17 protein-coding genes and 2 pseudogenes are annotated in these 26,698 nt (G+C 63.3%); 9 read left to right on the forward strand and 10 right to left on the reverse strand.

The window, feature by feature from the left end; all coding sequences use genetic code 11:
* Positions 1–815 precede the first annotated feature (815 nt).
* Positions 816–1,025 (reverse strand): hypothetical protein, encoded by a 210-nt coding sequence (locus ABIC70_RS18670; RefSeq protein WP_043382471.1) that lies wholly within the window; start codon positions 1,023–1,025, stop codon positions 816–818.
* Positions 1,026–1,433: 408 nt separating this feature from the next.
* On the reverse strand, positions 1,434–2,267 hold the full coding sequence (locus ABIC70_RS18675; RefSeq protein WP_043756327.1) for an outer membrane protein: 834 nt from the start codon (positions 2,265–2,267) through the stop codon (positions 1,434–1,436).
* A 296-nt stretch (positions 2,268–2,563) separates the two neighbouring features.
* Here ABIC70_RS18675 and ABIC70_RS18680 point away from each other — a divergent pair.
* Positions 2,564–2,984, forward strand: a pseudogene (locus tag ABIC70_RS18680) (hypothetical protein); the annotation flags it as partial.
* Between the two features lie 23 nt (positions 2,985–3,007).
* Here ABIC70_RS18680 and ABIC70_RS18685 read toward each other — a convergent pair.
* On the reverse strand, positions 3,008–3,223 hold the full coding sequence (locus tag ABIC70_RS18685; protein WP_354440580.1) for a hypothetical protein: 216 nt from the start codon (positions 3,221–3,223) through the stop codon (positions 3,008–3,010).
* A gap of 171 nt (positions 3,224–3,394) precedes the next feature.
* Between ABIC70_RS18685 and ABIC70_RS18690 the strand changes: the two genes are divergently transcribed.
* Positions 3,395–3,949: a PAS domain-containing protein gene (locus ABIC70_RS18690; RefSeq protein ID WP_043354302.1), complete on the forward strand. Its 555-nt coding sequence runs from the start codon at positions 3,395–3,397 to the stop codon at positions 3,947–3,949.
* Positions 3,950–4,754: 805 nt separating this feature from the next.
* On the forward strand, positions 4,755–5,399 hold the full coding sequence (locus tag ABIC70_RS18695) for a response regulator (RefSeq protein ID WP_083936118.1): 645 nt from the start codon (positions 4,755–4,757) through the stop codon (positions 5,397–5,399).
* Between the two features lie 396 nt (positions 5,400–5,795).
* Here ABIC70_RS18695 and ABIC70_RS18700 read toward each other — a convergent pair whose 3' ends face one another.
* The 5 genes from ABIC70_RS18700 to ABIC70_RS18720 form a co-directional block, all read right to left on the reverse strand.
* Positions 5,796–8,318, reverse strand: coding sequence for a hybrid sensor histidine kinase/response regulator (locus tag ABIC70_RS18700; protein WP_354440531.1), 2,523 nt, complete (start codon positions 8,316–8,318; stop codon positions 5,796–5,798).
* Positions 8,319–9,139: 821 nt separating this feature from the next.
* Positions 9,140–9,376 (reverse strand): hypothetical protein, encoded by a 237-nt coding sequence (locus tag ABIC70_RS18705; RefSeq protein ID WP_043354299.1) that lies wholly within the window; start codon positions 9,374–9,376, stop codon positions 9,140–9,142.
* Between the two features lie 121 nt (positions 9,377–9,497).
* A complete protein-coding gene (locus tag ABIC70_RS18710) occupies positions 9,498–11,285 on the reverse strand; it encodes a tetratricopeptide repeat protein (protein WP_354440533.1) in 1,788 nt (595 codons plus the stop codon).
* 31 nt (positions 11,286–11,316) lie between these two features.
* Entirely contained in the window at positions 11,317–12,717 is a 1,401-nt protein-coding gene (locus ABIC70_RS18715; protein ID WP_043354297.1) for an HlyD family type I secretion periplasmic adaptor subunit, read from the reverse strand.
* A 106-nt stretch (positions 12,718–12,823) separates the two neighbouring features.
* On the reverse strand, positions 12,824–15,028 hold the full coding sequence (locus ABIC70_RS18720) for a peptidase domain-containing ABC transporter (RefSeq protein ID WP_085987691.1): 2,205 nt from the start codon (positions 15,026–15,028) through the stop codon (positions 12,824–12,826).
* Positions 15,029–17,257: 2,229 nt separating this feature from the next.
* On the opposite strand from ABIC70_RS18720, the gene ABIC70_RS18725 reads away from it, so the two are divergent.
* The 6 genes and pseudogenes from ABIC70_RS18725 to ABIC70_RS18750 all read left to right on the forward strand — a co-directional run.
* Positions 17,258–17,566, forward strand: a complete 309-nt coding sequence (locus tag ABIC70_RS18725) for a hypothetical protein (protein ID WP_354440536.1) — start codon at positions 17,258–17,260, stop codon at positions 17,564–17,566.
* A gap of 744 nt (positions 17,567–18,310) precedes the next feature.
* Positions 18,311–20,302, forward strand: coding sequence for a tetratricopeptide repeat-containing glycosyltransferase (locus ABIC70_RS18730; RefSeq protein WP_354440538.1), 1,992 nt, complete (start codon positions 18,311–18,313; stop codon positions 20,300–20,302).
* A 43-nt stretch (positions 20,303–20,345) separates the two neighbouring features.
* A complete protein-coding gene (locus tag ABIC70_RS18735) occupies positions 20,346–21,155 on the forward strand; it encodes a hypothetical protein (protein WP_354440540.1) in 810 nt (269 codons plus the stop codon).
* Between the two features lie 451 nt (positions 21,156–21,606).
* Positions 21,607–22,338: a hypothetical protein gene (locus ABIC70_RS18740; RefSeq protein WP_354440542.1), complete on the forward strand. Its 732-nt coding sequence runs from the start codon at positions 21,607–21,609 to the stop codon at positions 22,336–22,338.
* Positions 22,339–22,764: 426 nt separating this feature from the next.
* Positions 22,765–23,508 (forward strand): glycosyltransferase family 25 protein, encoded by a 744-nt coding sequence (locus ABIC70_RS18745; protein WP_354440544.1) that lies wholly within the window; start codon positions 22,765–22,767, stop codon positions 23,506–23,508.
* A gap of 143 nt (positions 23,509–23,651) precedes the next feature.
* A pseudogene (locus ABIC70_RS18750) lies at positions 23,652–24,105 on the forward strand (transposase family protein); the annotation flags it as partial.
* 36 nt (positions 24,106–24,141) lie between these two features.
* Here ABIC70_RS18750 and ABIC70_RS18755 read toward each other — a convergent pair.
* Both ABIC70_RS18755 and ABIC70_RS18760 read right to left on the reverse strand, forming a co-directional pair.
* Complete coding sequence (locus ABIC70_RS18755) at positions 24,142–24,843, reverse strand: helix-turn-helix transcriptional regulator (RefSeq protein WP_354440577.1); 702 nt, start codon at positions 24,841–24,843, stop codon at positions 24,142–24,144.
* A 2-nt stretch (positions 24,844–24,845) separates the two neighbouring features.
* Positions 24,846–25,778 (reverse strand): NAD(P)-dependent alcohol dehydrogenase, encoded by a 933-nt coding sequence (locus ABIC70_RS18760; RefSeq protein ID WP_354440546.1) that lies wholly within the window; start codon positions 25,776–25,778, stop codon positions 24,846–24,848.
* Between the last annotated feature and the right edge of the window lie 920 nt (positions 25,779–26,698).

Genomic DNA, 26,698 nt, shown 5'->3' on the forward strand with positions numbered 1-26,698 from the left:
CATCGCCGCGGTCGAGGCAATCGCCGCCGCGGAGGCGCGACAAGTTCGGCGCTCGGTCGAAGCTGCCGACCGTGATGCCCCCGGTTGGGGACCTTCAGACCCGGACGCCAATGGAAGAGCCCGGCGGTATCGAGGCGGCAGCGCCGCGTCCCGTATTGAGCGCTGACCTTCTCGGAGGGCGCCGTCAGTACCCCCGTCATCCTCATGGCGCGATCTGGCCCGCGTGCCGTGATCCCGCTGGATCGCATGTGCCGAGATCACTTCACGCCGCTCCTGCCGGTGACCTTCGTGCGAAAGGTTTGAGCCGGGGCTTGGCGGTGCCGCTTGTGCGGATGGACGCCGGTCCGAACTGCGCCCAGGGCGTCGGCCTCGTGGATCGCGCGGCCGACCTTGTCCGGCGGATAGAGGCGGCTCGCACGGAATGCCGGCGGCTCTGCGGGTCGCCCCTGGGGCGACAACGGCGCAGCAACCCGGGAAGGTCACTGCGCCGCTGGATCGGGCCACTGAGGGGGCGATAGCAGCCACGAGGACGCATTACGCTCGGCCCGGCCTCCGCAGGGTGCGTCCGAGCACATCCAAAAGGATGTGGCTCGGCAGCGACAGGGATCGGCCATCAATTGTGGACAGCGCGTAGCGCCCTCGATCCGTCAAGGTTCAGGGGCGTACGTGATCTCTCCCCGTCCGATCCAATGTCACCATGTTCGCCAGCCCTCACGCCTTCGTCCTCTACCATCGCGAGCGCCTTGCCGTGCTCCTCTCCTCAGCCCTCTTCCTGGCGGGTGCGCTGCCGCTGTTCTGGGCCATAGCCTGACCCTTCAGGCTCTTCGAAGGGCCCGAGCCTCCAGGCGCTCGGCCTCAGCCCGCCACGCATCGCATTCGGCCTGCAGATCCTGAATTCGGGCATGGAGCTGCCCGGCATCGACGGCTGTCTCCATCAGCATGTCCTGCGCGGTGGCGAGCTGCTCGCGCAGTTCGACGTTCTCGGTCGCGAGGGTCAAAAGGATCGCAGCCACATCATCGCCCATGCATGCACCTGCCTCGCGGCCTCGGGGATGTGGCTGATAGGCCTGGCATGGTTACCGCGTCAGAAAGGACGGCGGCTCAGGACCCGCTCCAGCGATCTCGTCCACAGCAGGATCGCCCCCCATCCGCGGGGAGGGACGCTCTCGTTCCAACGCCGGTCGGCGTGAGCCGGCGATGGTCACGCCTCATCGGAGGACCGCGCTGCCCGGCCAGGGGCTCCAACGAGAAACACCCCAGGAGCGGGAGCTCCCAGGGTGTCGCCGACCTCGCGGCCAGTTTGATCGGGCTGGGGATGCGAAGGTCAGCCGATCGGCTGCTCTTCGGCGGCAGAGGGCGATGAGGAGGACCAACGACCCCTCGCCCGCCGCCGCAACTCCCGGCACAGCCGCCGGGAGCAGCGCGACCGGATCTTAGTAGGAGCCGAACTTGTAGTTCAGGCCGGCGCGGACGACGGCGAACTCGTCGGAACGGCGGCCGATGCCGCTGTAGACGACGGGGAAGTTGTTGGCGGCGTTGATGACGAACGCGCCCTGGTTGCGGGTGTTGCGGTCGAGGTTGACGTACAGGCCTTCGACCTTGAGCGTCACGGCCGAGGAGCGGAAGAAGTTCAGGAAGGAGTCGGTGGGGAGCGCGTACTCGACGCCGCCGCCGACGGCCCAGCCGGTGCGGAAGCTGTCGTTGCCGGCGTAGCCGCCGAAGGAGCGGTCGGCGCTGCCGGAGCCGTAGGCGAAGCCGCCGGTGCCGTACACGAGGGTGCGGTCGAAGGCGTAGCCGAGGCGGCCGCGGACGGTGCCGAAGAAGTCGAGGCTGGAGAGGCCGCGCGGGTCGGTGACGTAGTAGCCGGGAGCCAGCGCGCCGGCGACGAAGGCGTTGTTCCGGTTACGGCCGAAGTCGAGGTACTGGGCGTCCGCCTCGATACCGAACACGACGCCGGAGCCGGGGGTCAGCTGCCAGTTGTAGCCGATCTGGCCACCGCCGGAGAAGCCGTCCTGGCTGCGGTTGCGGAAGGAGGCGACGGTGCCGGGGGCGGCGTAGGGGAACGGCACGGCGAAGGTGTTGCCGGTGTTGCGGTCGCTGGCGTCGAAGGCGTAGCCGGCGTTGATACCGAAGTAGGCGCCGGTCCAGGTGAAGACCGGGACGGGGGTGAAGACCGGCGGCGGGGCGGCGCGGCGCGGCAGGTCGGCAGCCGAGGCGGCAGCGGTCAGGGCGGTGAAGGCAGCCAGCGAGGCCAGGAGCTTGGTCATGAGGTAAGGTCCAAATTTCGATCTGGATGTATGGCTACCGGTTCGTGCCGAAAATAGCTGTAGTTTTATGGGCACACCATTGGGCGACGAGGCGGGGCGGCATAGTAAACTGTCTGTAAAAATGAGTTAGATTTGGGAGATATGCCGCTCGATCCTCATCCGGGCGCCACAACATCTCGCTGGCGCTTTGGTTGCATTCCGCCGGCACGTTGCCGGGCGGCTGTGGCCAAATGGCTACAGGATGGGTGAGCCGGCTCGCCGCAGCTTAGGCCCCGCACCGGATTTTCAGCCCCGCGGTGCCGATCCGGCCTGAGCATCGCTTTTTCAACCCCATCGGCTGGCCCCAGCTCTCGGACGTGAGCCGGTTGGGGCGGGCGGAAGACTGCCGTAAGGGCTGGGGGCGGCCATACGGGCGGGGATGGTCTACCCCCTCGGCGATGGTCGCTGGATGGTCGCTTGTGGGGCGCGGAAGCCGGCCGGTGGCGCGATGGACGGGGGCGCCGCTTCCGGGTCGCGGCAGAAGCCGACATCCTCGACCGCTGGACCCGGACGGTCTTGGCCGTCGCACACCGCGATCACGACACCTCGAACAACGCCGACGCCAGCCTCGCCGCCTTCTGCCAGCGCGGCCACATGATCCAAGCCGGGCCGGAGGATCGGCGGCGGCGCACGCTTTTTAGGCGGAACGCGCTCGGTGATGTGTTCGGCGGCCCATATCCGCCGTCGGGATCCACCGGTTGCTATGGCTCTTCTCTCTCCGCAACGCCTCGCAGCGCTTCCAACGCTTGTTGTCGTCCCTCCTCCGTCTCGATCTTGAACCACAGGCGCAGGTATTCGTCCGTGCTCGCGGCTTCGCCAGCAGGCGGCTTCTCGGCGAAGAATCGCTCGACAGGGACGCCGAGAGCATCAGCGAGCCGGTGCAGCGTCGCCCAATCGGGCTCGTCAAATTTTCTCATGTCATCAGCAAAACCTTAGATCGAAGATGTATGTTCCGCGATCACGAATTGACTAAAATTAACGAGCTCGGTTGAAAAGTAAAAGTATCGCTCCAGTTGAATTCGGTGGGTCTGGGGATTGGCGCTCGGGCTTCCGCGCCGATGCGAGTCAGAAGCCGAGGAGCGTTCTAGATGATCTTCGTCACGAAGGCGGACGGGGGCGTGAGCTACGTCAGTCCCGAATGGACGGTCTTCACCGGCCAGGCGGCGGCCGAGGCCGTCGAGCATGGCTGGTTCGCTTGTGTGCTTCCCGACGACCATGAGGTTGCGGTCACGTTCCTGCGCGAGGCTCGCGATCAGCAGTGCGAGTACAGCCTGCGCCTACGCTTGCGCCGTGCGGACGGAAGCTACGCCTGGGCGATGATCGGGGCCGTCCCCTCGTTCGGGCCGCCCGGCCGCACCTTCCTCGGCTATCTCGGCTCGGTCACGGAGATCGCCGTGAGCGGTTCGGAACCGTTGGGTGCCTTCGGCACGCTGGCGCGCTTCGTGCCGCCGCCCGTGAGCCCGACGACGCCACCGGGCTCAGCCTTGGAGCTCGTGGCCGACCACCTGCTGATAGCCCATGGGCTCATTGAGCAGGATCATGCCAAGGAGATGCTGCCGGTTTTGCGGCAGGCCCTGATGCAGGCCGGTGTACTGCTTGCGCGGAGCATGACCGCGTCCGATCCGAGCGGCCGCTTCCATTAGGGCTCAGCGTTGAACGGGGATCGCACTCGCCTCTTCATAGGCGATGACGGCAGCCGCCGTGATCCGGGGCATCATGCCACCGTGCGGGAAGGTCTATAGCTCCGTGCGGCAGGGGCGACGAGCACTATCTCGACCGAGTCCGGCGCGCGTCCACGGCGCTCGGTCCTGAAGCGTCTCGTCCCGCGCCCAGGCCCTCTCCCGCCCGGGAGAGGAGCCCGTTGCGCAAGTCCGGACCCGCGGCGCCAGTGGCGCGATTCATCGCAAAGCGTTCGGAACCGGCTCGCGTGTCCGTCACGCCCCTGCGTCCGAACGGTATCACAGTCGCGGTCGTGCCGCGGAAGACCGGCCTGCCGGCAGAGCCGCTCGCCGCGGCGGATCGTCAAAATATTAACCTATATGCATCGCCAGAAATCAATCTTGACACCTGTTTTTCCCGTCTGTACAGATGAATCATTCGAAATCCCGCTATTAAATACAATTATACCGACATAGCTTTCAATATTGGCGCATCTATAAAGAGATATTGTCTATCGATGTTGCTCTTTCCGGCTTCGCGGCGTGAAGATGCATATCGTATGTCGATGTGTCATAAATTGAGCCGTCGATGGAGTTGTTTTACGTATCATTATTTTGCGATCGGATTTAAATGATTGATTGTGAACTTGAGAGTGTCGATTTGAAAGACAATGCTGAAAGACGGTGAGTCCGCAAGTCGTACCGCTCAATAAGAATTTTATACGGCAAAAATTGATCTCGCGTATCGGAGAATAACTGGATCGCAACAGCAGGCGTATAGAGACGCGTTATGGCTTGTTCCCCCGGTCGTCGTATCATAATCGCGGATGATCATCCGGTGGTCCTCGCTGGATTGGCCGCCCTGCTCCGGCAGGTCAACAATCTGGATGTCGTGGCCACCTGCTGCGAGGGCGAAACGGCATTGAAGGTGATCCTTGAACTGCAACCCGATCTCGCGTGCCTCGATGTGCAGATGCCGAAATTGTCAGGTGTCGAGGTCATCCAGGCTGCGCGGCAGGCCGGTTCAGAGACGCAGTTCATTGTCCTGACCGGCTCAGTCGCCCGTGAAGAGTTTGCCACGGCCTCGGAATGCGGTGCGATCGCGATCTTTCACAAAGACTCCGCCAGCGACGACCTTCTGGATTGGATTGAAGGCGGCCATATCCAACGCCAAGGCCAATCCTATGATCGGCACCATGGCGAGGATGGGGACGGTGGCACGCGGAACCTGACGGCGCGCGAACGCGAGATCGCGATGCTCGTTGCAAGAGGTCTGACGAACAAACAGATCGCGCGAGAGGCCAATATCTCGCAGGGTACAGTCAAGATCCATTTGTATAATATATTTCAGAAGTTGTCTCTCTCTAATCGGACCGAGCTGGCAAATTACGCAAATGTCCGTTCGATTGTCGGATTGCAGGAGCAGCGCTTCTGATTCGACCGGTCGCAGGATGCGGTTTTATTATTTACAATATTGACGGCCTGACGATCCGCGATGCGTGTTCAGTGCCCGCGTACCTGGCGGATCGGCGATCGGATCGTCGCGCGACAACCGGATGTCATCAGAGCTCTCGTTCACGTCGGACGCGATCCCGGAGACCTTGCCGGTGCCTTCGGCGCGATGTGCCGCTCTGCAGGTGGTTGCGCGGCAGCCGGACGTTGCCCGCCCGAGCCGCACAACGCGGGGCGCCGAAGATGAGCGGCTCCGCGAGCGGGGGGCGCCCCGCACAGACCGCGTGTGCGGATTTCCTCCCGCGGGCTTCGGCGATGCGCGCTGCGCCACCCGCAACGGCGCGAGATACTGGCAACAATGCTGTCCGCAACCGCCGTATCACAATCCTGTTTGCGCGGCGAATTCCGGTTCGGTCAGGAAATTCTTTCGGACGAGGGCTGCCCGGGTCGATGTGATCATCGCGCGCAGATCGGCGTTACTGGTGCCGATGCTTTGATCGCATCCCAGCTCGATCTCCAACCCGAGACAAAGACGCTGCATCCCTGAGAGCCCGAGCATGCCGGCCATGCCTTTGAGCGCATGGACCTCCTTCGCTTTCGCCTTCCCGCTGGCATCGGTGCGGTCGAGATAGGCACAGGTGCCATGGGCATTTCGGAGTGCCTGAAGCAGGAGGGATTCGAGCTCGCTACCCAGTCTCTTTTGCAAGGACTGAAGTTTACGATCGTCGAGCAGATCGGACTGCTGAGGTGCAGGCGTCGGCGAGACCGCGCTGCCGCTCACGAAGTTTCGCGTTCTCGCCGTGTAGTGGGCAATGGATGCGTTCAGCGAACCCCAATCGATCGGCTTCGCGATGCAGCTGTTCATTCCGGCTTCCAGGTAGCGCCGGCGCTCGCTCTCGTAGACGTTGGCCGTGAGCGCTATGATCGGCAGGCTCCTTTCCGGGCCCTCGAGGCGCCGGATCGCCCGCGTCGCCTCGACACCGTCCATGACCGGCATCTGGACATCCATCAGGATCAGATCGAAGCAACCCTGCTTGGCCAATTCGACAACCTCGGCGCCATCCTGGGCGAAGATCAGGGTATGACGATCCGATGCCAGCATCGAGCGGATGATACTGCGGATCAGCGGAATATCCTCGGCCACGAGGATGCGACGCGGTTGCAGATCCGATGGCCTGCATGGGATGGGGGCCACGACGTCAGATCCGTCATGCTCAAGAAGGGGGATCTCAAACCAGAAGCGGCTGCCGGAACCGGGCGAGCTGGCAAAATCGATCGTTCCGCCCATCGCGGTGACGAGACGTCTGGAGATCGCCAGTCCCAAGCCGCTCCCTCCATAGCGTCGCGCTGTCGATTTATCTTCCTGTGTGAAGGCCGTAAAAACCTCCGCTTGATTCTCTTCAGCGATGCCGATGCCGCTGTCTTGCACCTCGATCCGGAGCAAGAGCTTGTTTTCATCGATCGAGCGATGGGTTGCGATAATCCTGATCGTTCCATGGTGTGTGAATTTTATCGCATTTCCGACGAAATTCAGCAAGACTTGCCGGATCTTGGTCGGATCGCCGATCACGCAAGCTGGGATACGTTCAGAATATTCTTCCTTGAACGCGATATCTTTGGCGTGGCAGAGCGGCTGCGTCGTCGCGCATACTTCATCGAAGAGGGATCTCACCGAGAAGATCGTCGACTCGATTTCGAGTTTTCCGGACTCGATCTTTGAGAAATCCAAAATGTTATTGATCACACTCAGAAGATGATGGCCAGATTGCCTGACGAGATCGAGATTTATTTTCTGATTGTCCGTCAGGGTTTCCTTCGCGAGCAGGTCCACCAAGCCGAGCACGCCGGTCATGGGTGTTCGAAGCTCGTGGCTCATGACGGACAGGAAATCGCTCTTCGCCCGGCCCGCGGTCTCGGCCTTGTCACGTGCCGCTTCGGCTTCCTCACGCGCGCGGTCGGCCGCCGCGCCCGCCTCCCGCAAGCGGTGGGCCGCGTTTTCAAGTCGGGCGAGAAGCACGCCCAACGGGATGGCCGATAAGAGGGCCGTGAGGACGAACAAATTGTAGATGATCAGCAATTCGGCACTCGCAGCGCCCTTGGCCGCGCTCAGGGCCGCCGGTCCGTTGAAGGTGAACAATCGAACGGCGAGCGACACACCGAAGACCGCCGCGCTGCTGCCCAACAATCCGCCGCTGAGCGTTGCCAACAGCAACAGCGGTATCGCGAGAAAAAGAAACGGCGTGTGAGACACCAGCAGAGCGTAACTGGCGGCCGCACTCGCGATCGTCAGAACGGCGATCTGAGATAATTTCCGGGGGTTGAGCCTTTCCAGAAGAGACCGTTCAGTCCAGCTCAGCACCAAAGGCAGCGCTACGAGCAAGTCGAGGGCTTCGGTGAAGGACCGGGTCTGGATGATCGGCCGCTCCGTTGCGGGAACAAGGAGACTGATCCAGGCGAATTCGAACGCCGCGCTCAGCAGGCAGGCGAGCGAGCTGAAGACCGTAAGAAGGAGGATGGTTTTGAATGATAAGTACCAATTTTCTCCGCGGTTCATCTGCCTGAAAAGTGCCGCCGTCGCGCAGATTTCGAACACGTCCGCGATGACGATGCCGGATGTCGCCAGAATCGATTTGCCGATCAACAGGTGGGCGGCGAAGTTGGCGGCCGCGGCGGTCGCGATCGCCGGCGGCCACGCTTCCCGGCGTGTACGGAGCAGGATGGCCAGGAAGAGGCTGTTCGCGCACCAGGGTATGATCGCGAAGACGGCGTGATCGTTCACATAAAAGCGGCTTGCTGCGGGGATCAGATAGAGGATCGGAACGGCGCCGAAGGCGGCTGCAAAAATCCAGTTGCCGCCGGCGGGTCGGGTGAGCCCATCGATGATGTGCTTCATCTGACGCATGAGGGCGTGCCTCGTGGATCGGAAGCAGGTTACAGTCTCGGGCGCCGTCTGAGGTTCGCGGCCATGAGAATGGAGCGGTTTCCCGGCTGGTCAACTATTTTCATCGACAGAAGATTGTATTCAAGTCGCGATATGAGTCTGTATATCGCAATTGTCTGTAAAATCTGAATTTTCAGTCCTTTGTCCCGAGGTCCTGACGATCGTTTGCGTTTGAGCGCGGACCGAACCGGCCGTCACACGCGGCGCCGATGCCCGTCGTCAGTCGCGCGGAGGGGGGCTTCGGCCTTGAGGACTGGACACTCTGGTTCGTTCCGGGTGGGAGATGCGTCGGCCGGCACGGGGCGGCGCGAGGGTGGGTCCGACACTTGAGCCTTGCCCCCTCACGCACGATGGCATCGCCCCGGTCGATATCCGGTGGGCGCGGGGATGCTTGGGCGCCCCTGCCCGCGCACATGACGTTCGAGGCCGCGGCAGGCGTCCGGATCTTGCCCGATCGCGGTGCGCACGGCACATTTTACGAGGCTGCCGTGTCGTCCGGATGGGACGCGGGTCCCCTCCCCTGGACGGGAGAGGGGGCACGCCGCGCCCGTCACAGCTTCACCGTTGTGGACCAAGCGCGTTGCAACCGGACACCGCCCGTGCGCCGCAGCGAACGATCAGCCGGATCATCTCCGGCATCGCGGTGCATGAGCGTCCGGGTCATCGCCCTGCCGCCGACGCGCGCGCGCAGGATCCGGCTGCTCCGGATCCCGTGAACGGTGCTTCGATCAGGTTCACCGGCCGATGAGTGGCCTGCAAGTCATGGTGCGGCCGTGGGCCGGTCAGTGAGCGGGCGGATTGGCCGTCACGTCACGGATCTCTTCGGGCCCAAGCCCGAGATTGTGAACCGCATCCGGCGAGAGCTCGCCGACCGTCTCGACGCGATCGGCTGGCGGCGCCCCGTCGGCGGCTTTGTTGACGAGATACAGCGCGCGGCGCGGATCCGCCTCCGCGACCGCGTAAAGCTTCGGCGCAGTGAAATTCCCGGCCTTCGTAATTTTTACGACCCAGCCACTCATCGCTTGTCTCCGCAACATGTCCGCCTCGGCAGGTCGCATGAGGATCATGCCGAGCAGAACTAAGGAACATGTGAGATACGTGGCTTTATTAGGCCGATAAGGCCGCGATGTCAAAGTATAATTAAGCCGCGAAAAAAGCGGCTCCACTGTCGTCGCGTTTCGGAAAGCTGATTTGATCGAGCTGTTCGAGTTCCGCGGCAGCCTCACGGACACCCTGCCCGCGTGCCGCTTCGAACCAGCGCCGTGCCTCGGCCTCGTCCTTCGAGCCCGTGAGCCCGCGGGCCAGGTAGCGACCTGCAGCCAGTTGCGCATCCGCATGTCCTGCCTCCGCCGCTGCTCTGAACAGGCTCAACGCACGGGGGAAGTCCGGTTTCAGACCGTACCCGCCGTCGAGCATGGCGGCCAGAGCATAGATTGCCCCGACATGGCCGCTCTCGGCCGCGCGCTCGAACAGATGGAAGGCCTGGACGCGGTCGACGGGGCCCCCTCGGCCGTTGACCATCATCTCGCCCAGCATCGCCTGCGCCTCCGCGACGCCGCCTTCGGCGGCGCGCGCGATCCAGGTCCGGCCCTCCACGGCATCGCCGACGACCCCTCGGCCCTCGGCGATCATCCGACCGTACCAGAACTGGGCGATCGGCATCTCCTCGGCCGCCTTGCGCAGCCACAGGGCCGCCTGCGCCTCGTCGTATCCACCGCCGATGCCGTGCGACAGACAGATGCCGAAGTTGAAGGCCGCCGCCAGATTGCCCTGCCTGGCGCCGCGCTCAAACCAGTGGCGGGTCCGCACATCGTCGCCGGGCGCGCCCTCACCGGCGAGGATCAGATTTCCGAGATCGACCTGGGAGACTTCACTGCCGAGGTTGGCCGCCTCCCGCAGCCAGTGCGCGGCCCTGTCCGGGTCCTGAGCGCCGCCCAGGCCGACTTGGTAGAGCTGGCTCAGCGTTCGCGCCGCGCCGGCATAGCCGGCCTTTGCCGCGCGCTCGAGCCAGAGCGCCGCTTCGGCGAAATTGGGCGCCAGATCGCCGCCTCTGGCATGCAGGTGCCCGACCAGCGCGGCGGCGTGTGCGTCTCCGGCCAGACCCGCGCGTCTGAGCCACGTCTCCCCCAGGATCGGATTCCGCTCGACGCCGTCGCCATTGAGCAGTGCGAGACCCAAGCTCGTTTGGGCGGCGACGATGCCGCCCTCGGCCGCCCGCGCGTAGAGCTCGACGGCGCGTTCCGCACTTCTCGGCACGCCGATGCCTGCATGCGTGAGCGCACCGAGCAGGAACAACGCATCCCCCAAGCCGGCCGCCGCCGCCTTCTCGATCTCGGCGACCGCCAGCGCAATGTCCTCGGGCGTCTGCTTCCGCAGACGCAGCAGTCCCAGGCCGAGATGCCCCTGCGGGCAGCCGGCCCTGGCCGACGCCAGATACCAGCGTTCCCCCTCGGCTTCGTCGCGCAGGGCGTTCGGGCCCGCCGTCAGAATGTAGCCGAGCAGGGCCTGCCCTTCGCGCGAATCGTTGGCGGAGGCCCGTCGCGCCCAGAGGATGGCGGAGACGGGATCGGATTGCTTTCGCTCGTCGGCGCGGTCGAAGGCCAACTCGTCCGTGAGCGAAGACCTCTGCTCCGCCATCCCGGTATCGCCGCGCATGCACAGCAACGCGAGCTTGAACTGTGCCTCCGCATGCTCGCCTTCTGCCGCGGCGGTCATCCAGCGGACGGCTTCGGTGATGCTCTCGGGGACGCCCGTCCCGTCCAGGTAGCATTGCCCGAGGTGGAACTGCGCGTCCGGCAAGCCGCCCTGGGCCGCCCGGCTGATCTGAGCGACGCCGTCCTTGAACCGGCCGCTCTCCAGCAGGCTGAGGCCGAGCCTGAGCCGCGCGGTCGGAGATGCCGGAGCCAGGAACCTGTCGACGATCTTCATCCGCCGCACGCCTCCGAAGAGTGGCGATTATTCACGGCTCCCGCATCCCTTCAAGTCCGACGGGCAGCAGGCGGGCGAACAGATACTTGAGCATCGTTCGATCCCCGACCATCACATCGGTCGTCACGGGCATGCCGGCGGTCATGTGGAAGTTATCGGGCAGTCCGTGAAGCTTGATCGCGGTCAGTTCCACGCGCGCGCGGAACCAGACCCCGTTGGCCGCCTGCCCGCCGACACTGCTTCGCTGCGTCTCCTGCTGCCCGGTGAAGCTGTCGGCGCTCACGCTCTTCACGACGCCGTCCGCCATGCCGTACTGCACGAAGGGGAACGTATCGAACTTCACGCTGACTTTCTGTCCGGGATGGACGTAACCCGCCTCGTCGGCCGCGATGCGCGTCTCGACTTCCAGGGGCGTGTCCCGCGGCACCAGGGTGATGAGCTGCTCGCCGGATTGCAGGATCGAACCGACCGACACCTTGGCGACATTCAGGACGATCGCGTCCTGTTCGGCCACCAGATTGACCAGCTGTCGACGGAGGGTCGCCTTCCGCAGGCCTTCCTGGGCCTCGTTGAGGCTGCGGCGCCGCAGGGTGATCTCCTGGCTGATCTGCGATTTCCAGTGCTGCGAGAAGGCATCCCGCTCGGCGATCATCTGATTGAGGTCGTTCCGGGCCCGGCCCGCGGACGCGGTCGCATCCTTCAGGTTCCTCTGCATCTCGATGCGCTGGTCCTGAGCGACGAGGCGATTCATCTGGCTGCCGACTTGGAGGCGCTCCAGCTGCAGGCGTTTCGATTCGAGGATCCCGGCGATCTCCGCGCGCTCGCCGAACGCCTTGGCGTCGAGATCCGCGCGCGCGAGCTGCGTCTCCAAACCTCTGATCTTCTGATCGTAGCTCTCGATCTGGTGCCGGTACTGGGCCTGTCGCTGTCCGTAGAGAGCGACCTGAATCACGGTCGCGGCGTCGGCCGAGGACGGATGGAACGGCGATCCCGTGCTCTCCGCCGTCAGCCGATCCACCTCCGCCTGAAGGCTGAGAACTTGGTTCTCCAGGGCCCGTGCGTCGGCGCCGGTGAAGGTCGGATCGAGTTCGGCAAGGAGTTCGCCGGCGCGGACGACTTGGCCTTCGCGAACCTTGATCGACCGCACGATCGACGTTTCCAAGGGCTGAAGGACGATCGTCGGGCTCGTCGACACCATCCGCCCCCCGCCCGTGACGACGACGTCGACGGGACACGTGGCCAGGATGAGGCCCGAGGCGATCACGAGCGTGAGGACCACGCCGAGCATGCTGCGCGCCGCAGGTTGAACCGGCATCGCGAGGAGCGCCGCCGTCGGAGACTGGAACTCCAGGAGGACCGGACCGACATCCGCCTCCGCGGGCGAGAGGCGCCTGATCCGGAAATTGAACCAGCTTGCGAGAGAGTTACTCATCGGCGAGCCCTTGTTTCCGTATGGCCGTGGCTCAGAACAACCTGAGGGCTTGCTCCACCCGGCGCCGCGTTCGTCCGGAGCGAACGGCGCAATCTGCGGTCTCCGATCAGGTGGCGCTCAGGTAGATCGGGGACGGACGCGCCTCCTCCAGATGCCGATTCTGCTGTTGCCACAACTGCTTGTAGATCGTGCAATGCTCGACCAGATGGTCATGGGGACCGATGGCGATCGCACTGCCCTTGTCGAGCACCAGGATCTGGTCGCAACGGATCAGGGACGAGAGCCGGTGGGACACGATGATCATGGTCCGGCCGCTCGCGATCCGCTGGAGGTTCGCGTTCACCAGGGCCTCGCTTTCGGGATCCAGCGCGCTGGTCGCCTCGTCCAGGATGAGCAATCTCGGATCCGTGATCAGGGCGCGGGCGATCGCGAGCCGCTGCCTCTGGCCGCCCGACAGGTTCGCGGAGCCCTCTTCGATCCAGGTCTCGTAGCCGCGGGGCAGCCGTTCGACGAACTCTTCCGCGCCTGCAAGCCGCGCGGCGCGGATCACGTCCTCGAAGGTCAAGCCCGGCCGGCCGGCGATGATGTTCTCGCGCACCGTCCCGCGGAACAGGAAGTTGTCCTGCATGACCACGCCGAAGCTCCGACGCAGGTGCGTGAGGTTGATCTCGCGCAGGTCCGAGCCGTCGATCTTCAACCGGCCCGTGTAATCGCGATTGATCCCCTGCAGCAGGCGCGCGATGGTCGACTTGCCGGACCCGCTGCGGCCGACCAGTCCCAGCATCGTTCCCGCGGGGATGCTGAAGGAAACCTCGCGCAAGGCCGCCGACTGCGCGCCCGGGTACCGGAAGCCGACCTCCTCGAAGCTTATCTGTCCCGCGAATTGGGGGCGCAGGCCGCTCCGTGCCGCCTCGGTCTCGGTCGGATGGTTGAGCACCTCCGCGACCTGGCTGATCGACATGCGGATCTCTTCGATGTCCTGAAGCAGCTTGGCGAAGCTGATCAGCGGGCTCGCGACGCGGCCGCCGAGCATCATGAAGGCGATCAGGCTGCCCGCGGTGATGCCGGTCGTTCCCGCCGGGGCCAGGACCACGATGTACGCGCCGCAGAGGAGGATGCCCCGGTCGATGAAGCGCTCGAGCGGCAGCGAGAGCGTCTGCGCCCAGTTGACGATACGGCCGGCCGCCAGCCGCGCCTTGCCCGATTCGGCGACGCGTTCGTCCCATTCGCGCTTCCGCACGTCCTCGATCGCCAGCGACTTGACCGTCCGCATCCCGTGCACGGTCTCGACCAGGGTCCCGCCCTTCTGGATCTCGGCCGCGATCAGCCGCGCATAGACGGTCCGGATCGCCGGCAGGAAGGCCAGCACGAGCCCCCCGACACAGGCGGACGCGACCAGCACCATCCACGCCAAGGTCACGCTCATGTAGAACAGGAACGGCAGCAGGACGACGAGCGTGAGCAGGTCCAGAACGGTCGAAACCAGCTTCCCTGTCAGGAAGTCGCGGATCTTGAAGACCTGCGAGATTTTATGGGTCGTCTCGCCGGTCGGGGATCGCTCGAAGAACTCGATCGGCAAGGCCAGCAGGCGCCGGAACACGTGAACGTTCAGACGGGCATCGATCCGGGTCGACATCACCTCGACGATCTCGCGCCGCGCGTAGCTGATCAGCGCTTCGTAGACCGTCACGAGGACCAGCATGAGCGTGATCAGCGTGAGCGTCGACACCGTGTTGTGGGTCAGAACCCGGTCGAGTGCCGCCATGACCAGGAATGGCGGCAGGATCTGCAGAACGCTGACCGCCAGGGAGGCGGTCAGGATCTCGCGGAGATTGCGCTTCTCCGTGAGGACGAGCCTGGCGAGCCAACCGAGCGAGAAGGCGGCCTCGTCGTCCGTCGTCGCGCGCGAGCGGCGGACGAGAAGGGCCTCGCCGTTCCAGACCCGCTCAAGGCGCAGCTCGTCGATCTCGATGCCGGTGCCGCTGGGGCCCGTCGGTCCCTCGATGAAGCAGACGCCTCGCTCACGATCGCGGCGCGTGATGAGGGCGGCATGCCCGTCGGCAAGAAACACAACGATGGGGCCGACGTGTTCCAGCCGCATGAGCTGGGACCGGCGCATGCGCACCGCCCTGGCCCAAAGGCCGGACGCCGTTGCCCATGCCGCGAGCGAGGCCGGCGCCGGTACCGGACCTTCGGACTCGCGCGGGTAGTCGGCGGGATCGAGGTCAGCGCCATGGTGGTGTGCGACCCGCACGACCGCCATGATACGCGCCTGCGCCTCGCGCGACATCGCACGGTCTGAGACGCTCACCTCTCGAACTCCGAACGCGGCCCCGCGGGTGTCGGGCGCTGGTGCATGGCGACTCCACGTCGTCTGATCGGGTCATGCGAAGCTCGGGCAGGCACCCTGAGGGGGCGCCTGCTCGGTGCGTCTCATGCGGGCGCGCCCGCCGCTCACGATCATGCCGGCCCGCGGTTCGGGCTGGAATAGGCCACAGGTTATAGACTTCTTAACCTTTTCGACTTCGGCGCCTCCCGGGTCCGCAGATCGTCTCGTGAAATCTGCTTTCGCATCCGACTGACCGTGATTCGGTTTTGGGTCCGGCGTGTTTAGTTAACGAATTATAACCTCTGGCATATGGCTCGGCCAATTTGTCTCGCGATAGGAGGATCCCCTGTGCTGGCATGCTGCCTCGTATGCGCTGCCTTGTGCGAAAACAGATCTGATTTCCGTTGTTCGAGAGGCCGGCGCCACCAAGACTGAAGGTGGGCAAGAGCCATAGCGAGGGAGATTGCAATGGCCAACGAAAACTTGTCCGGAACCTCAAGCGACGGCCTCGTTGCATTCTCCGGAACAGCGGATGCCGGAGATCAGCTGTTTTTCTACGCCAGGCAGAATGGGAACTGGATCCTGCTCGGATCTACGGTGGCCGATACGCCGAATCCCTTCTCGACGGGCGGTAGCTTTTCCTTCTCCGCGGCGCTCGGCCAGGGGATTTATGAGCAATTCGCGATCTACGATGCGACGGGAACGGGCATCAATATCACCACCGCGCAGGTCGCATTCAGCGGTGGCACGCAGAGCGCCACCAATGGTGCCGGAAGCACGAGCGTAACGTTCACCAACGATGGCGGGTACCCGATCACCGGCGTGGTCGGCGTCACCGGCGCGACCGGTAGCACGGGGGCGACCGGTGCCACGGGAGCCACCGGCAGCACGGGAGCCACGGGTTCGACGGGCGCCACGGGTTCGACGGGCGCCACGGGTTCGACGGGAGCCACGGGCTCGACCGGCGCTACGGGTTCGACGGGTGCCACCGGCTCGACCGGCGCTACGGGTTCGACCGGCGCTACGGGTTCGACGGGAGCCACGGGCTCGACCGGCGCTACGGGTTCGACCGGCGCCACGGGTTCGACGGGAGCAACGGGTTCGACGGGAGCCACAGGTTCGACGGGAGCCACGGGCTCGACGGGAGCCACGGGTTCGACCGGAGCCACGGGTTCGACGGGAGCCACGGGTTCGACGGGAGCCACGGGTTCGACGGGAGCCACGGGTTCGACGGGAGCCACGGGTTCGACCGGAGCCACGGGTTCGACGGGAGCCACAGGTTCGACGGGAGCTACGGGTTCGACGGGAGCTACGGGTTCGACGGGAGCTACGGGTTCGACCGGCGCCACGGGTTCGACGGGAGCTACGGGTTCGACGGGAGCTACGGGTTCGACGGGAGCTACGGGTTCGACCGGCGCCACGGGTTCGACGGGTGCCACCGGCTCGACCGGCGCCACGGGCGCCACCGGAGCCACAGGCCGCACCGGAGCGACGGGCTCGACCGGCTCGACGGGTGCCACTGGAGCTACGGGCCGCACCGGAGCGACGGGTTCGACCGGTTCAACGGGTGCCACTGGAGCCACGGGCCGCACAGGAGCGACGGGTTCGACCGGCTCGACGGGTGCCACCGGAGCCACAGGCCGTACCGGAGCGACCGGTTCGACCGGCTCGACGGGTGCCACGGGAGCCACGGGCCGCACCGGCGCGACGGGTTCGACCGGCTCGACGGGTGCCACTGGAGCTACGGGCCGCACCGGAGCGACGGGTTCGACCGGCGCCACGGGTGCCACCGGAGCCACAGGCCGCACCGGCGCCACGGGTGCCACCGGAGCCACAGGCCGCACCGGAGCGACCGGTTCGACCGGCTCGACGGGTGCCACCGGAGCCACAGGCCGCACCGGCGCGACGGGTTCGACCGGCTCGACGGGTGCCACTGGAGCCACAGGCCGCACCGGAGCGACTGGTTCGACCGGCTCGACGGGTGCCACCGGAGCCACGGGCCGCACCGGAGCGACCGGTTCGACCGGCTCGACGGGTGCCACCGGCTCGACCGGCTCGACCGGCAGCACGGGCGCGACGGGTGCCACTGGAGGCCACCATCACCACCACCACCATGGTCACGATCATCACCATGGTTACGACTCGGCGGATGCGACGAGATCGAACGGCGGCGCTGGAGCTGTGATCGATCAGGGATCCGTCAGCACGGGGATGGATCCGGTCTTCGCTCAGTCGACTCAGGGTTCGAGCGTGTCCGACATGGATGTCCTGAGATCGCTGGGAGACCTCATCAGCCGGTTGATCTCCAACAACGGCTCGGTGAGTGGCCTACTCAGCGATACGGCCGTGCAACAAGACATCCTGACTCTCATGAACGCGTTCCGGCTCGGCGGAAGCTCGGGCGACGCGACGACCCAAGCGAGCGCCTCGCTCGGAGCGAGCCGGTCGACGGCGGGTGGCGCGTCCTCGAACACGTCCTCGCCGACCGATCTGCTCAACAATCTGGGTCGGCCGAGCTGACTGGGGTGACATGCGGAGGGCGCCTTTCCGGGCGCCCTCCGGAACAGAGAGGCCGCAGCTCGCCGCTGCGGCCTCTCCACGTTTGGCGCGGGCCGCGCAGGGCGAGGCGAGATGCGTCCGGCGCCCGAACCGCTCCGGTGCCGGACCGCCACGGAGACCACGAGCGGTGCGCATGGGGGCGGCATCGGTGTTGCGCGGGTGGCTTCGATGCGCCGTGGCCGCGCGCATACCGAATGGTAATTCTTGGTCCCGACCGACGGCGACGTTCCCTCGGCAGCGCCAGACGCACCTCACGCCTGCGGGCAGACACCGCCCACACGCACGGAAGCCCTCGCCGACCGTCGCATCCAGCAGCACCTCGCGACACGGGAAGGCCTGCGACCTCGTCCGGGATGGCCTCGGCCGCTGGTCGACCAGACGTCGGCATAGCCCAGCCGGTCCGCGGCCCCGTCGTCCGGCACCTGACCGAGGGGCGGTTCTGTGCCCTCCGAGATCGGGATCTCACCCCATGCGGGCTTTTCGAGCCGGGACGATTCGGTCCAGATCGTTCCTGCCGACAGATTGATGTTACACCGCGCGAGCTATACTACCCGGCGAAGATATGGCAACATAGGCGTCTTATCGGCGCCCTGAAATCTGTAATATATCAACGAAGTCCGGTTTTCATGTGCGCCATGCGTCCGGACGGGGGTACTGAAAATTCTTGTCAGCCGCTCGCCTCTTTGATCGGGAGAGAACGGGACCATGGCAAAAATTGGCTTGTCCATGATAGTCAAGGATGAGGCGCGCGTGATCGAGCGCTGCCTCGAGAGCATGCTTCCTCTGATCGACTACGTGCTCATCTCCGATACCGGATCGACGGATGGCACCCAGGACATCATTCGTTCCTGGCTGGAGCGGAATCATGTATCGGGGGACGTCGTCGAGGAGACGTGGCAGGACTTTGCCACAAATCGAAGCTCGGCTTTGCGCCATCTCAGAGCGCGGAACGTCGTCGAATACGCCTTCGTCATGGACGCGGACGAAACGCTGACCTTCGACGACGGTTTCGATCCGCGAAAATTCAAAGCGTCTTTAAGACATGATTATTACAACGTCGAGATCCGACGCGGCGGCATAAGATATTGGCGCCCTCAAATCATGTCGAACGACAGAGATTTTCACTACAAGGGCGTGCTGCACGAGTATATTGAGGCACCGGACGGCGTCACATCGGGAGACGCCATCGGATTTCACATCGCGTCGGGCGCATCGGGCGGCGCCCGAGAAAAGGATCCGGACACTTATCGCCGCGATGCCCGCAGACTGGAGGACGCTCTCGATGTCGAGAGCGACAGTTTCCTTCGGTCAAGGTATACGTTCTATCTTGGCCAAAGTTACCGAGACAGCAATCAGCTCGAGAAGGCCCTGGATGCCTATCTCGCACGGAGCGAGATGGGTTATTGGACCGAAGAGGTGTACATCAGTTTACTGGAAGCCGGCCACCTCATGGATCGTCTCGGCCGGCCCGTCGACGAGATCGCTGACGTCTACCGACGCGCCATAGCGGTTTGCGGGACTCGCGCGGAAGCCTTTTACCACATCAGCGACCTCTATTTTCGACACGGCCGCAACGAGGAGGGCTTCGCTGCGGCCAAAGCGGGTTCTCATCTCGTCGAACCCGCAGGCGGACTGTTTCTTTCCAAATGGGTCTACGATTACGGGTTATTGGACAAGCTCGCCATCAACGCTTACTGGGCGGGACATTATAGCGAATGCTTAGAAGCCTGTCTGAAGCTTCTGGCGGACAACAGGCTCCCGCTGTCGGAACGCGCTCGGGTCGAGGCCAATGCCCGTGCGTCGTTGACGAAGATCCAGGACGAGAAGACCGCCGCCCGTCTGGGCTCGCGCGCGGCGCCGAATTTCCTTGAGCAGTACGAGATCGGCCCCGCGCGGGAGCTGAAACCCGCCGCCGCAGATGCCCGCGTGCTGGTCGCGATATTGGCGAAGCAGATGGCCGCAGCGCTCCCGCTCTATCTCGACTGCTTGAGAAATATGAATTATCCGAAATCCAAGATCGTACTTTATATAAGAACCAACAACAATACGGATGAGACGGAGAACATCCTGGCGCATTGGATCGAGACATTCGGCGCTCAGTATGCGGCCGTCGAGTTCGATGCCAGCGACGTCGAAGATCCCGTTCAGACCTACGAATTGCACGAGTGGAACGCGACGCGGTTCCGGGTCCTGGGGCGCATCCGTCAGGAAAGCCTTCAACGGGCGATCCATCACGGATGCGATTTCTACTTCACGGCCGATGTCGACAATTTCATTCGGCCAAACACGCTTCGCGAACTGGTGGCGCTGCAGTTGCCCATCGTGGCCCCCTTTCTACGATCGGTGGAGAGAGGAAGCTATTACTCGAATTACCATGCGGCGGTCGACGATCAGGGATACTACAGTCATTGCGACCAGTACGATTGGGTGTTGAACCGCTGGATCACAGGTGTCGTCGAAATGCCGGTGGTCCATTGCACCTACCTCGTCCGGACCGACGTCATCCCGCTGCTCAACTATCAGGACGGAACCGACAGGCACGAGTATGTGATTTTCTCCGACAGCGCTCGGAAGAGCAATGTCGTACAGTACATCGATAATCGTCAGATCTACGGCTACATGGCGCGCGATGACATACGAAACGATACCGAACAGGCGCGCATCCTGCTAAGCCGCAGCCCGACACATGCGGGATAGGCTGATCTCACGTCGGAGCGTCGCTTTTGCTGGAGGTTTATACATGATAAGCCTCGGCCGTACCAAAGCAGGCAGCGCTCCGATCCTGGCGAATCCTGTCGAAGTCCGGGGCGAATGGCACGCGCCGCCACGGTCGGCCGCGCTCGTGATCGGCCGCATGCGGGAGGCCTGCTGCTCCGGCATCCGTATGGTGTCCGATCGGCAGCCGCAGATATTACGGATCGAGAATTGCCCCGCCGGTCCACCCGCGGTCTGGCTGCATCGGGATGCGAGCGATACTGCCATCATCCATGTCGACGTGGGCGAGCGTGCTTGGACCCAGTTGGCCTATCAGTTCGGCCACGAACTGGGTCATGTCGTGAGTAATTCTTGGGACAGCGAAGCGAAACCCAGCGCGCCATGCCAGTGGGTTGAAGAAATGATCGCTGAAAGCTTCTCGCTCCGCGGTCTCGCCAACCTGGCGGCGGATTGGGAGAGGACCCCGCCGTTTCCGGGAGACGCGGGCTATGGGAAGGAGATAAGCCATTATCGAGATAACATTCTGGCCCAGTACAATCAGATTTCGTCATCTCAAGGCCTCGGAACGTCCAGCTCTTGGTTCACCCGCAATAGATCGGCCTTGGAGGGTTTCGTCGGACTGTCCGACCATGCGAAGGCGGCGGTTTCGATACTGCTACCCGCCCTGATGGCGCGTCCCGCGCTGTTGGAAGACATCGGTGCGCTCAATCGCTGGCCGGAACGGGCGGCATTGCCTCTGGATGCGTATCTCAGTCGGTGGCGTGCGAGTTGCAAGAGCTTGGGATCGGCCGGTTTATTACCCGATCTGATCAAGACGACGATCTGCTCGCGCTGATCGGGATCGATCTCTGCTCATCCGGGTTTGCACAGTCCTCGGCAGCGGCGCCTTGTCTCTGGAGGTCTTGCCAGCCGTGAGGCGGCAATCAGGGGGCCGCATCGTGGGAGCGGCGCAAGTCTTCGACACGGGGCGAGCCGGTCGACAATCCGCTCATGGCGACGGCGGCACGGCCGAGCGGCGAAGCGCTCCTGGCCCTTGTCGGGAGTCGCGACCGCGAGGGTGTTGGCGCTGCCGACGCAGGCGCTTCGGTGGACCCGATCGGCGCGAGGGTTGCCGCCCCGTTCGCCGCTCGTCCCGCGACCGGCGGCAGACGCGGAGATTCTTGGCAGAACTGGCGACGACCGCTTCCGATTCCTGAATGGGCAACTGATGCAGGAGCAAGGTTCTTGCGAATGTTGTCCAGTTGCGTCAATAATAGTCTTCCTTGCATCAGCGAGGCGGGATCGAGATGCGCATCATTGCCTCTATGACGACGATACCGTCACGTATCGCGGAGATTGAGCCCGTCATCGAGTCTGTTCTCCATCAGGACGTGGCTGTCGATCGTCTGGAGATCAATATTCCGTTCCATTGCAAGCGCAATGGAGAAAAATACATTCTTCCGGATTGGCTCGTTTCGGAAGGTCAGGTCGCGGTTTTTCGAACCGATGATTATGGGCCCATCACGAAGATCGCCCCCACCCTGCTCCGGCATCGACATGACGATGCGTACATATGGTCGGTTGACGACGATTGCCGATATCCGCGAAATCAATTGAGATTGCTGACATCTATCTCTGGTCCGAACGAAGATCGGATACTCACCCGTTATGGAGGCAACCTGAAAGAAGGAGGTCTCTTCGAACCCTGGTACGGGCACGGCGCATGCACGATGCTCGAAGGGTTTGGTGGGGTCCTGTATCCTCCGAATTGTATCAAGGACGATTTCGATCGATATTTAGTTGACACATCAAATGATAAATTTTGCCGCGCAAATGACGACATCGTTTTAGCCATGTATTTCAATCATCACCAGGTGCCAATATTCTTGCACAACGTCCCTTCTGACGATGTTCCGTATATGGTCGAAGGCTGGATGGCGCATGCCGATCGAGATGCGTTGTCGACCGGTGGGCACAATGTGGCTTATGAGGGCGCTTACAAATTTATAACAAACTACTTTATTTGCAATTCATCGTGACGGATGGAAGGCATCTGGCGCAGGTTCGATTGTCGCACATCGTGTGGATGACTTTCAGGCAGATGTAAATGCGCCTCTGTCCGCCAGATTGCCTTTGTCGCAGCCGCACATCACGCGTTATCATGAGCTCGCCACTTGGATAATTCGAATTGGCTTTGCGGATCGGGAGCGGAAAGCAGGGAGTCCGGAACCAGGCCAATACGATCACCGTACTGTGGCTTGATTGATATTCGGACGAAAAGGCAATTTCTTGATGGAAAATCTGAAATTTATATTCATAGATACAAGCAAAAGATTTTTCGTATTGCGCGCGAACGCACAAGCCTTTGCTCGACGAGCAAAATTATCAAGAATCTCGCTCTGTGTTGTTGTCTGCTCTTTTGAATCAAGATTTTTCGATGTCCCGTGTGGCCGAGGCACAAGACGATGATCGATGCCGACCGGAATGTCCCCGTTCACATCATCAACCTGGATCGCGACGCTGAGCGATTGAAAACATTCATGCATCGCAACGATTTCCTCCAGGTTGTCCGGCCGGACGCTGTCGAAGGCCGAAACCTGGATCGCGACGAACTGGCCAGGACCGGGATGATCCATCGAGATTTGCGCTATACAAATCCAGCCTTGGGCAATGCACACTCCCATATCGGTCTTTGGACCAAGGCAGCGGACGAGGATGTCTGTGTAACGATTGCGGAAGACGACGCGATTTTTTCGAGAGATTTTCATGCCGGGGCACGCACAATCCTGGATGCGCTTCCCTCCGATTGGGATGTCGTTCTTTGGGGGGTGAACTTCGACGCCTTTCTCTGGCTTGAGGTTGTCGAAGGGGTTCGCTGCAAGCTGCAGTTCGAACAGGATGATCTTCGCGCTCGGGTTGCAGAGTTCCGTGATCGTGCCGGGCTGAACGTGCCGCTCCGTTTGCGTCATAGCTTCGGGGTAATGGCGTACACGGTTTCACCCCTCGGTGCGAGAAACCTCATGAAGATCTGTCTTCCGCTTTCCAATCAGCTGATCGAATTTCCGGGCTATGGGGTCGTGATCGAAAACAACACGATCGATGCGGCAATGAACGCGGCTTATCCGAGTCTCAAAGCCTTCGTCTGCATTCCTCCTCTCGCCATATCGGAAAATCGCCACGAGTCGTCGACCATTCAGGGTGCAAAATAAGGTGATGGCTTCTGCTTTCTAATCGATCATGGATCGTATTCCTTCAATAAAAGTGAGCCGGCAGCCTGCCGTCTCAGTGACGTCCCCCATAACGGTAGCGCGGCCCGGCAGGATGTGATTCACGGCTCCTGCCGGAGGCGCCGATGGATCATTCCTGGCTGACGGATGAGCAGTCTGCGAAGATCGCTCCGCACCTGCCCACCGATACGCGAGGCAAGGAGCGCGTCGACGACCCGCGCGTGATCGGGGGCATCGGTCACGGGCTGAAATCCGGCGGACGTCGGGCGGACGCACCGCGCGAGATCTACGGCCCGAAGAAGACCTTGACCGCTTCATGCGCTGGGCAGGCAAGGACGGGCGGTCTGTTCGAAGCTCTGGCTCAGGCTGGCGGACCGCCGGCCCAGGGTCTGATCGACGCATCCGGGGTGGAGGCCCATCGCTGTTCCGCGGGAGGCGAAGGGGAGAACCGATGCGGGCAAGCGGGCGCTCGCGCGGTGGACGCACGGCCGGGATCCACGAGCTCCGCCCGACCGCGCCTGCCGCCCGCTCGCTTTCCTGCTGATCGGCAGGCCGGCCGCCGACTGCAAGGCTGGTGCGGCCGCTTCCTCGGCAGCCCTGCGGAGGACCGCGGCCTTATCGGACCCTTTGTGCGCACAGTCGTTCTGCCACGGCGCGCCACGCTTTGACCAGCTGTCGACGGCTTCCCGGGTAATGCTCCACGAGAAGAGTCATATCGACAACGCGTTCGGCGTCGAAAATGCAATAACCGGCCTCTCTCTCACACCAAGCTGCAAAGCTTCGCCCGGAACCGTCGAAACCAAGCATGATCGGCCAGACGATCCTCTCCGACGTGCCGCCACTTTCTTCACGGTAGACAACCCGCATCTTACGCTGCTCGCGCATCGCGCGGCGGCACTCCGCCAGATCGAAGCGCGTGGCGACCGAGGGAGGGCCGGAGGCGACGTAGAAACTGCTGTCGTCGAGAGCCGGCCGCAGGGTCGGAGTCAGCACGCTATCGATCTTGGCGAGAGCATTGCGAACGGCCTCAGCCAGGGCGGCGTCGGTCTGACGGCTCACCCATTCCGCACCGATGACCAGTGCGTGCAGTTCCTCTTCGGTGAATGAGAGCGGCGGGAGCAAGAAACCAGGGCGGAGAGCATAGCCGACGCCGGCCTCCGCATCGATGTCGGCCCCCATGGCTTGGAGAGTCGCGATATCCCTGCGGATGGTGCGCAAGGAGACGCCGGCCTCGCGAGCGAGCACCGCGCCCGCCACCACCCCTCGGTGACGGCGGAGACGCTGGAGGAGGTCGAAGAGACGGTGACTGCGCGACACGGCTACCCGATCGTGACGACCACTTTGCCGCGCAGCTTGCGGCCCGCCTCGATTGCCGAGATCAGCGGAATAGCTTGCGCGAGCGGCACGGTTTCGGCAATCGGCAGAACCAGCGTCCTGTCATGGGCTGCCTTTGCCAGGCGGTCGAGCAGGTCCGCACGTGGCTTTCCAACGATCGGTTTCATCCGCCGGTCGAACACGGCACGCAAGAACCGTACGGGCGTAGGCTCGACCGTGGTGAAGGTGCCGCCCTTGCGCAGCAGGCCGATGCCGGTTGACGTCGAGAGCGTTCCTGCAGCATCGAACACCACGTCGAATACCTCGGAAATCGTCGGTGCGGCGGTGACCCGATAATCATAGACTGTTTGGAGCCCGAGCGAGCGGGCACGCTCGATCCCTTCGGCGCCACAGCTGCCCGACACCTCGGCGCCGAACATGCGTGCGATCTGCACGCCGGCCTCTCCGACAGCACCCGAGCATCCATTGATGAACACGCTCTGACCGGGCCTCAGTCGCGCCTTGTCGATGAGGCCATTCCAAGCCGTGACGCCCGCCGTCCCGAGGCATGCGGCCTGCTCGAAGGAGACGGTCTCCGGCTTTTTCGCGAGCGCGGCTTCCTTGGCAATGACGGCTTCGGCCAGTGAACCGGCCTCCTTGAAGCGCGCCATGCCGAAGACCGCGTCGCCGATCTTGAATCGGGTCACGTCGGCCCCGACCGCGGTGACGGTGCCGGCCAGGTCCAGACCCATTCCACGCGGGAACGATCGCCCGGTCACGATCTTCATCGCGCCGTTGCGGACCTTCCAGTCGATCGGGTTGAGCGCGGCGCGACGGACGGCGACCGCCACTTCGTCCTTCCCTGGCGTTCCCAGCGCAAACTCTTCGAGCCGCATGACTTCGGGGCCGCCGTAGGAGTGATATTGAATGCGTTTCATGGACTCGCCTTTCACCCGAGGCGGCGTCCTACGACGCCGTGGTGACAATTTCTGTCACCATCGTGGAAGCAGGAGCGGCGGACGGCATCCGCCCGCGTAGGAGCGCGCCCTGATGGCGGGGGCGTACTGGCTTCAACAGCAAGTCAGGGAGCGCTCGGCCGCTGATTGGCCCCGATCCATGATGCAGTCCGAACCTTCGCGATCGAGACGTGGTGGATAGATCGCAGTGCCTGTTTGAGATCTGGATCGGAATCTCTGTCAGATCTGGCGCGATTCAGGCCGCAACATGTGCGACGATGGTCGGTCGGAGGCTGAACGTCGGCTTCTGGACGACGATCTACGGTCCGCTGTCCACCTTAAGTCGAAGGTGTCGGAGGGGCGGTGAATGGCTGCTTCCGGGTGTCGGCGAAAGCTGGCGGCACGGCTGGCAGGGGTTGGGTGCGGACCGGCGGCTCAGGGTGGGTTTCTGACAATCCGCTTCCGGGCGCAAAACGCGAGAAGCAGACGCGTTTACGAGGATCCAGAAGGACACTCAGTCGATGGCCGTCTGATGCACGTGATGATCTCCTATTGGTCGGTTATGGGCCGACGTTTTGGAACCAGGATATCACCACCCTTCGCGCTTCGATTTTCGCGCTCGGCAGGTTGATTTTGGCGCGACTCAGAATATGATTTCCATGTCGAGAAGAGAGCAGACCGATTGGTAGCGCGGTCGCCGCTTGCGGTTTCTCATCGCCCAACTGGCTCCACGACGTTCAAACCTGGCAGACGCCAAGGTGAACGTAGGCGTGCGCGTTGCGCGCCGGTGGAGATGGGTGCCTTATGTCTGATCGATTAACAGACATCGTCTCGAAAACCATCTCAGCGCTTACCTTGGTAGCTCCAGGTCCTTTCGCAGGCCGCTCCGGCGGCTGGTCGCT

The sequence above is a fragment of the Methylobacterium sp. 1973 genome, from assembly GCF_040545035.1.
Taxonomy (GTDB): domain Bacteria; phylum Pseudomonadota; class Alphaproteobacteria; order Rhizobiales; family Beijerinckiaceae; genus Methylobacterium; species Methylobacterium fujisawaense.